The organism is Kitasatospora sp. NPDC057198, from assembly GCF_042670125.1.
Classification (GTDB): domain Bacteria; phylum Actinomycetota; class Actinomycetes; order Streptomycetales; family Streptomycetaceae; genus Kitasatospora.
Genome location: NZ_JBHUWH010000385.1, coordinates 1 through 7,545 on the forward strand (window position 1 = coordinate 1; position 7,545 = coordinate 7,545).

7 protein-coding genes are annotated in these 7,545 nt (G+C 74.6%); 1 reads left to right on the forward strand and 6 read right to left on the reverse strand.

What is annotated here, in order from left to right; all coding sequences use genetic code 11:
- Positions 1-159 precede the first annotated feature (159 nt).
- The 6 genes from ACFUEL_RS30790 to ACFUEL_RS30815 are packed head-to-tail and all read right to left on the reverse strand — an operon-like array spanning position 160 to position 6,702.
- Positions 160-930, reverse strand: a complete 771-nt coding sequence (locus ACFUEL_RS30790; RefSeq protein ID WP_380240069.1) for a cyclase family protein — start codon at positions 928-930, stop codon at positions 160-162.
- An 18-nt stretch (positions 931-948) separates the two neighbouring features.
- Positions 949-2,172, reverse strand: a complete 1,224-nt coding sequence (locus ACFUEL_RS30795) for an FAD-dependent monooxygenase (protein WP_380240070.1) — start codon at positions 2,170-2,172, stop codon at positions 949-951.
- A 22-nt stretch (positions 2,173-2,194) separates the two neighbouring features.
- A complete protein-coding gene (locus tag ACFUEL_RS30800; RefSeq protein WP_380240071.1) occupies positions 2,195-2,962 on the reverse strand; it encodes an SDR family oxidoreductase in 768 nt (255 codons plus the stop codon).
- Between the two features lie 14 nt (positions 2,963-2,976).
- Entirely contained in the window at positions 2,977-4,911 is a 1,935-nt protein-coding gene (locus tag ACFUEL_RS30805) for an AMP-binding protein (protein ID WP_380240072.1), read from the reverse strand.
- Positions 4,904-5,863: an aromatase/cyclase gene (locus tag ACFUEL_RS30810; RefSeq protein WP_380240073.1), complete on the reverse strand. Its 960-nt coding sequence runs from the start codon at positions 5,861-5,863 to the stop codon at positions 4,904-4,906. Before ACFUEL_RS30810 ends, ACFUEL_RS30805 begins: the two co-directional genes overlap by 8 nt.
- A 56-nt stretch (positions 5,864-5,919) precedes the next feature.
- Positions 5,920-6,702, reverse strand: a complete 783-nt coding sequence (locus tag ACFUEL_RS30815) for an SDR family NAD(P)-dependent oxidoreductase (protein ID WP_380240074.1) — start codon at positions 6,700-6,702, stop codon at positions 5,920-5,922.
- A 257-nt stretch (positions 6,703-6,959) separates the two neighbouring features.
- Between ACFUEL_RS30815 and ACFUEL_RS30820 the strand changes: the two genes are divergently transcribed.
- Positions 6,960-7,406, forward strand: a complete 447-nt coding sequence (locus tag ACFUEL_RS30820; protein ID WP_380240075.1) for a nuclear transport factor 2 family protein — start codon at positions 6,960-6,962, stop codon at positions 7,404-7,406.
- Positions 7,407-7,545: the final 139 nt, after the last annotated feature.

Consider the following 7,545-nt stretch of genomic DNA (forward strand, 5'->3'; position numbering starts at 1 on the left):
CTCCTCCGCCCCCGCCGTCGGCTCCGCCAAGCGCCACGCCGTCGAACAGCAGGCGATCGTGGACGAGGTGTTCGCGTCCTGACCCGGTAGCGGTACCCGGAGAACAGCGATCCCGCCCGGCCGAACGGCCGGGCGGGATCTTCGCTCTCCAGGGCCGGGTCAGTCCTCGATCACCGCCACCGCGCGGGCCCAGCCGGCGCCGCCGCCGGCCAGCTTGACGGGGAAGCAGGAGAGCCGGAAGCCGTGCGGGGCGGGCAGCTGGTCGAGGTGTGCGAGGCGCTCGATCTGGCAGTACTCGCGGTCCCGGCCGGCGAAGTGCGCGGGCCACAGCACGTCGGGGTTACCCGTCCGGCGGTACTCGTCGATGATGTACGTGAAGGGCGCGTCCAGGCTGAAGGCGTCGGTGCCGATCACCCGCACGCCGAGGTCCAGCAGGTAGGTGATGCCGGACCGGTCGAGGCCGGCGAACTCGGTGAAGTAGCGGGGCGTGCCGACGTACGCCGAGGCGCCGGTGTGCAGGACGACGATGTCGAGCTCCTCGGGCGTGCGCCCGATCCGGTCGAAGCCTTCCTTGAGCCGGTCGGCGCCGATGGTGCCGGTGCCGACCTCCCGGACGTCGAGCACCAGCGCGGGCCGGTGGAACCAGTCGAGCGGCATCTGGTCGATGTGCCGGGCCTGCCCGTAGGAGGCCGTCCCGTAGTGCGAGGGCGCGTCGACGTGGGTGCCGGTGTGGGTGGTCAGGGTGACGGTGTCGTTGCTGAGGAACTCGCCGCCCGGCAGGGTCTCCACCGGGAAGTCCAGGCCGAAGTGCTCCTTCATCTCGGACGCCATGTGCCGGGCCCCTTCGGCCGCCGACATCACGGTGTGGACGACCGGGTCGGGCTCCCAGAACCCGGCGTCGATCGGTGAGGACAGGTCCAGCAGGCGCATCTCGGGCCTTTCGTCGGGTCAGGTCGTGGTGAAGCGGTCGGTGTGCACCCGGACGGGCTGCCGGCCGTACGCGATCCGGCGCAGCAGCACGCGGTAGAGCGGGGTGCGGGCGACCGCGCGGGCGAGCACCGGGCGGACGGTGTCGGCGACGGGGTTGCTGGAGAGCATCGCCCGGCCCTGCACGGCCTGCAGTCTGAGCACCGCCTCGATGTCCGGGCGGCGTTCCCGCTCGAAGCGGGCCAGCCGGGCGGCACCGGTGTCCCGGGCGTGCAGGGCGTCGAGCAGGACGGGGTGGAGCAGGGCGGCGTCCTGCACGGCGAGGTTGATGCCCTGGGCGCCGATCGGCCCGTGGGTGTGGGCGCTGTCGCCGATCAGCACCAGGCCGTCGGCGGCCCACGTCCGGGCCCGGCCGGAGAAGACGTCCAGCAGGCTGAGGTCGGAGAGCCGGGTGATCCGCTCGCGGACGGCGTCGGCGTACTGCGGCACGGCCAGCGCGATCTGCTCGCGGACGTGTTCGACGCCCCGTTCGGCGAGGGCGCGGTAGCCGCCGTGCGGCAGGGTCCAGCCGAACTGCACCTGGTCCGGGTGGGAGTGGTAGACGAGCATCGGGTTGCCGCCGGAGCGGTAGACCTGGACGGCGTCGGGCTGCGCCGCGGCGACCGGCAGTTTGAACCAGAGCACGTCCTGGTCGAAGGCGTCCATCCGGTCCGCCTCGATGCCCGCCAGCCGGCGGACCTTGGAGTAGCGGCCGTCGGCGCCGACCACGCAGCGGGCCCGGACCTCCTGCTCGCCGTCCGGGCCGCCGCCGCGGACGCCGCACACCGCGCCGTCCCGGGTGAGCAGTTCGGTGGCCCGGGTGCCGGGCAGGTGCCGGAAGCCCGGGTGGGCGAGGCAGGCGTCCAGCAGGGTGTCCAGCAGGTGCGGCTGGGGCAGGCTGAGCAGGCAGTTGTTCGGGCCGGGCAGCCGGCGGTAGTCCACGTCGAGCAGCACCCGGCCGCGGCTGACCACCTGGAAGCGGTCGTGCGGGTGGCAGCCGCGCGCGCGGGCGGCGGCCAGCACGCCGAGTTCGTCGAGGACGGCCATGCCGCCGGGCTGCAGGATCTCGCCCCGGTAACTGCGGTCGGTGGAGCGGGACTTCTCCAGCAGGGTGACGCTGACGCCGGATTTGAGCAGCAGCAGGGCCAGGGTGAGCCCGGCCGGGCCACCGCCCACCACGCAGATGTCCGTTGTGCTCGTGCGCACGGGTGCCTCTCTCGGAGTGGGTTCAGGGCATGAGGCCCAGGCCGCCGTCGACGGTGAGGGTCTGCCCGTGGATCCAGGCCGCCTCGTCCGCGCAGAGCAGGGCGACCGCGTCGGCGACGTCCGCCGGGGTGGTCAGCCGGCCCGCGGGGGTGCGCTCGGCGAGGATCTTCAGCATGGCGGGGTTGCCGGTCGGCACCCCCTTGTCGATCTTGGCGGTGGAGATCGCGTTGACGGTGATCCGGTGGCCCGCCAGCTCCGCCGCCAGGTAGCGCACCAGGCTCTCCAGCGCGGCCTTGGCGAGGCCCGCGTTCACGTAGCCGGGGACGGCGCTGCGCGCCCCCGAGCTGGAGATCGCCACCACCCGCCCGCCCCGCCCGCCCATCAGGCCGGGCAGCAGCGGGGCGGCGGCGAGCAGCGGGGCGAGCGCGGTGGCCAGGTCCTGGCGCAGCGGCCGGGCCGCCACCCCGAGGGCCGAACCGGGGTGCCAGCTGGCCGCGTTGTGCACCAGCAGGTCGAGCCGGCCGTGCCGTTCGCCGGTGCGGGCGAGCAGGGCCTCGACCTCGGCGGGCCGGGTGAGGTCGGCGCGGGCCGGTTCGGCCGTGCCGGCCAGGCCCGCCAGGGCGGCCAGGGCGTCGTCGGCCGCGGACGCCGGGCCGCGGTGGTTGACCAGCACGTGGCAGCCGGAGGCGCACAGCTTGCGGGCGATGGCCAGGCCGAGGCCGCGGGTGGCCCCGGTCACCAGGGCCACCCTCCCCTCCAACCCGGGCATCGGCTTGATGTCCTGGTTCATCGGGGGCCCCGGGCTCAGTCGGCGGTCGGGGTGTGCGAGGCGATCTCGGTGTAGAGGTCGGCCGTCACCTCCACGTAGGGGCTCATCGCCCGGACGTGGCCGGTGAACTCGGGGGTGCTGACGGCGGCGCGGTGGGCGGCGCCGTCCGCCCAGACTCCCACGTTGACGTAACTGCCCGGCTTGGACAGCGACTTGAGCATCCGGAAGCCGAGGAAGCCGGGCTGCGCGCTCATGAACTCGGTGTGCTCCTTGAAGAGCTGCTCGAAGGTCTCGGCGTCGTCGCCCTTGAGCGTGAAGGTGGTGATGAAGCTGATCACGGGGGTTCCTCCTGGGTGGTTTCGGGCCGGACGTGCGGTTCGGCGCTGCCGCAGCAGCTCCGCCATGCGGGCGCGCAGTTCCCTGCGCGGGACCTTGCCGTTGGGCGAGCGGGGGATCGACTCCACCGCCTCCAGGTGCTCGAGGTGCTGGTAGTACGGCATCGTGGCGTTGACCTCGGCGGCCACCGCCGCGAGCGCGCCGGCCGGATCGGCGGCCGCCCGCTCGGTGAGGACGACGAACGCGGTGGCGACCGCCCCGCAGCTCGGGTCCGGGTGGTCCAGGACGACGCACTCGCGCACGTCGGGGTGGCCCGCGACGACCCGTTCCACGGCGGTCGGCGAGACCAGCCAGTTGTCCCGCTTGAAGACGTCCTTGAGCCGGTCGATCAGGGTGAGGCGGCCGTCGGCGCCGATCTGGCCGACGTCGCCGGTGGAGAACCAGCCCTGGTCGTCGATGCTGCTGGGCACCGCCTCGCCGGCGTAGCCGAGCATCACCTGCGGCCCGCGGACCTGGACCTCGCCGGCGCGGCCGGGCTCCAGCACGGCCCGGCTGTCGACGTCGACGATCCGGCACTCGGTGTCGGCGACCGGGCGGCCCACCGTGCCCGGCAGCCAGTCCGCCAGGTCGTCGGAGTGGGTGAGCGGCGAGGTCTCGGCCAGGCCGTAGCCCTGGATCACCGGGACGCCGAAGTGCTCGGACAGCCGCAGGGCGGCCGCCGGGGGCAGCGCGGAGCCGCCGGAGGCGATCACCCGCACCGTCTCCAGCCGGAGCTCCGGCAGCCGGTCCGAGCCGGCCAGCGCGGCCAGCCGCGGCGGCAGGCTGTAGTAGTGGGTGGCCCCGTACTCGTTGGCCAGCCCCACCGAGGCGGCCGGGTCGGGCGCGGCGCAGAGCAGCTGGGTGGCGCCGGCCAGGATCGCCGAGTTCATGTGCATGGGGTGGAAGGTCGGCAGGTGGTTGAGGACCACCGACCCGCCGGAGATCCGGTGCGCCTGCGCCACCTGCGCCGCGTTGACGGTGACGTTGCGGTGGCTGAGCATCACCGTCTTCGGCGCCCCGGTGGTGCCGCTGGTGAAGTGCAGGCAGGCCAGGTCGTCCGGGCCGGCCGCGGAGTGCGCGGGGCCGTCCCCGGGCGCGGCCGGGCCGATCTCCGCGAGGACCTCGCGCAGGGTGCGGCCGATCGGCTCGGCGCCGGCCGGCCGCGGCCCGAGCACCACGATCTCCCGCAGCGCCGGGAGCCGGTCGCGGACGGCGTGGATCCGGGCGGCGGTGGCGGCGTCCACCAGGGCGACCCCGGTGCCCGACTCGCCCAGTACGTGCGCCAGTTGCTCCTCGCGCAGGAACGGGTTGATCGGGGCGGCGGTGTTGCCGCTGCGCAGCACGCCGTAGTAGCCGACGACGAAGTCGGGCGAGAGCAGCGAGGTCAGCGCCACCACGGTGCCGGGCCGGTCGACGTAACCGCGCAGCAGCACGGCGCAGCGGCTGACCATGGTGTCGAGCACGCGGTAGGAGATCTTCCGGGTGCCGGCCCGCAGGGCGGTCCGCGCCGGGTGGTTGGCCGCGCTCGCGGCGAGCATGGCGTCCGCGGGCCCCTCGGGGAAGACGATGCTGGGCCGGCCGTTCGGTTCAGTCACGTGCGGTGCCCTCCGCGTACGCCTTCGCGTGCCTCAGGGTGGCGGTGCTGTTGGTGCCGAGCGCGGTGCGCACGTACGCCTTGGCGTCCGCCACGGTGGTGCCCTCGCCGAGCAGGGCGAGCCGCTCCGGGTTGATCCGGATCGTGTGCTCGGAGGTGGCGTCGACGGTGCCCCGCGGGGTGGGGGTGAGCGTCCAGCAGCCCAGGTGCAGGTCGAGCAGCGGCGGCAGCACGAGCTGCTTGTAGACCAGCCGGCCGTCGGCCAGGGCGACCCGGACGGAGGCCGTGGTGTGGGTGCTGCCGTCCTTGGCGGTGGTGTCCATCTCCAGGTGCTGCAGGCCCGGGGTGTCCTCGCGCAGCACGACCCGGGAGACGTGCGGCAGCCGCTTCTCCCACTCCTCGGCCCGGTACAGGAACTCGCGGACGGCCTCGGCCGGGCCGTCGATCTCCACCGTGTCGGCGAAGGTCAGCTCCAGCCCCTCCGCCGCGCCCTCGGCGGCGCCGCGCAGGGCCGCGAGTTCGGCGGTGCTGTTGCGGTCGACGGCCTGCGCGATCCACTGCTCGGCGTCCGGGACGTCGTCCACGGCCGTGTAGTCGTGGGTCAGCAGGACGGAGGTGCGCCCGCCGGGCAGCGCCTCCAGGATCCACTCGCCGCCCATCGAGGCGACCGGCGACTGGGAGACCTCCTGGCGGAACGCGACGCGGTGCGCCGCCGGGTCGAGCTCGCGGCGCGAGATCCAGGTCTTCACCGCGCCGTTGGCGGTGGCCCAGAGCCGGATGCGCTCGGTGCGGCCGTCCAGTTCCAGCTGCTCGGCGTGGACGGTGGGCCCGAAGACCCGGGGCCAGCCGGTGACGTCGGCGACGAGGCCGTACACGGTGTCCACCGGCGCGGCCACCTCGATCCGGTGCTCGGTGTGGTGGGCCGCGGCGGTGCCGCCGGTCGGTGCTGCCATGTCCGGCTCCTTCCTGGTCGGTGGGGGTGCCGCCGCCGGTCGGCGGCGGACGGGGATCAGTAGTTGCCGAGGCCGCCGCAGACGTTGATCGCCTGCGCGGTGATCGACGCCGCCGTCCCGGAGGCCAGGTACGCCACCATCCCGGCGACCTCCTGCGGGGTGCTGTAGCGGCCGAGCGGGATCTTCGCCTGGAAGCGCTGCAGGATGTCGTCGGTGGTGGTGTTCCAGGCCGCGGCGTAGCCCTGGCGGACCCGCTCCGCCATCGGGGTCTCGACGTAGCCGGGGCAGACCGCGTTCACGGTGATGCCGGACTTGGCGAGCTCGAGGCCCAGGGCCTTGGTGAAGCCGATCACGCCGTGCTTGGACGAGGAGTACGGGGCGGCCATCACGACGCCCTGCTTGCCGCCGGTGGACGCGATGTTGATGATCCGTCCGGAGCCCGCGGCGAGCATGCCGCCCGCCGTGAGGACCTCCCGGGTGAGCCGGAAGACGCTGGTCAGGTTGGTGGCGATGACGTCGTCCCAGAGCTCGTCGGCGAGCTCCGCGGTGGGGCCGCCGCCGCTGCGCCCGGCGTTGTTCACCAGGACGCCGACCGGGCCGAACTGCTCGACGGCCTGCCGCACCAGCGCGCGCAGGTCGTCGGGTTCGCGGACGTCGCAGGCGGTGCCGGCGGCCCGGACGCCCGCGTCCCGCAGCTCCTTCACCGCACCGGCGACGTCCTCGGCGGAACGGGCGCACAGGAACACCCGCGCCCCCGACCGGCCGAACTCCTCGGCGACGGCGCGGCCGATGCCGCTGGTCGCCCCGGTGACCAGCACGTGCTGGCTGCTGTCGGCCATCGGATCCACCTCTCGGTCGTCAGGCGCGGCACCCTGCCGCGTCCTGCCGGCAACCCTGGCGACCGCTCCTCGAAGGGCCCTCGAAGCGGGCTGGAGGTCCGGCCCACCAGCCGTGCTCGAGGTGGATTCGAGGCCGCGGCGGGAGCCTGTGGCCGGCGCGCCGACACCCGTCGTCCGGCGCGCCGACATCCGACATCCGGCGTCCGCGGTCCGTCGCCCGCCGCCATCCGTGCCGTTCCGGCAGAGGGAGTGCCCCCATGTCCTTCACCAGCAGCTCCGCGTCCCCCGCGGGCTCCGCCCTGCAGGCCGAGGTCCAGCAGTTCTACGCCTGGCAGATGCACCTGCTCGACAGCGGTGAGGCCGACGCCTGGGCCGAGACCTTCACCGAGGACGGGGTGTTCGCGGCGAACGCCCACCCGGAGCCCGCCCGGGGCCGGGAGACCATCCGCGCCGCCGCCGCCAAGGCCGCCGCGCAGCGCGCCGAGGAGGGCATCCAGGTCCGGCACTGGCTGGGCATGCTGGAGGTCCGGCCGCGGGAGGACGGCTCCGTCCTGGCGCTGAGCTACGCCCTGATCGTCAACACCCCGATGGGCGGCAGCCCGCAGGTCCACCTGAGCACCACCTGCGAGGACGTCCTGGTGCGCGGCGAGGACGGCGGCTGGCTGGTCCGGGACCGCCAGGTCAAGCGTGACGACCTGCCCTGACCCGGACGACCCGGTGGCGGCCGGCGTGCTCGCCGCGCTCTTCCGGCCCGCCCGGGTGGCGGTCGCGGCGGTGCGGGTGCGCGCGGCCGACCCCGCCCGGCTGCCGCCCGCCGTCCGGGCCGAGGCCCCGGCCGGGGCC

Bases quoted from the DNA above. Each gene is read 5' to 3' on its own strand.
- ACFUEL_RS30790 (WP_380240069.1), bottom strand. From the start codon at position 930: ATGCGCCTGCTGGACCTGTCCTCACCGATCGACGCCGGGTTCTGGGAG.
- ACFUEL_RS30800 (WP_380240071.1), bottom strand. From the start codon at position 2,962: ATGAACCAGGACATCAAGCCGATGCCCGGGTTGGAGGGGAGGGTGGCC.
- ACFUEL_RS30810 (WP_380240073.1), bottom strand. From the start codon at position 5,863: ATGGCAGCACCGACCGGCGGCACCGCCGCGGCCCACCACACCGAGCAC.
- ACFUEL_RS30815 (WP_380240074.1), bottom strand. From the start codon at position 6,702: ATGGCCGACAGCAGCCAGCACGTGCTGGTCACCGGGGCGACCAGCGGC.
- ACFUEL_RS30820 (WP_380240075.1), top strand. From the start codon at position 6,960: ATGTCCTTCACCAGCAGCTCCGCGTCCCCCGCGGGCTCCGCCCTGCAG.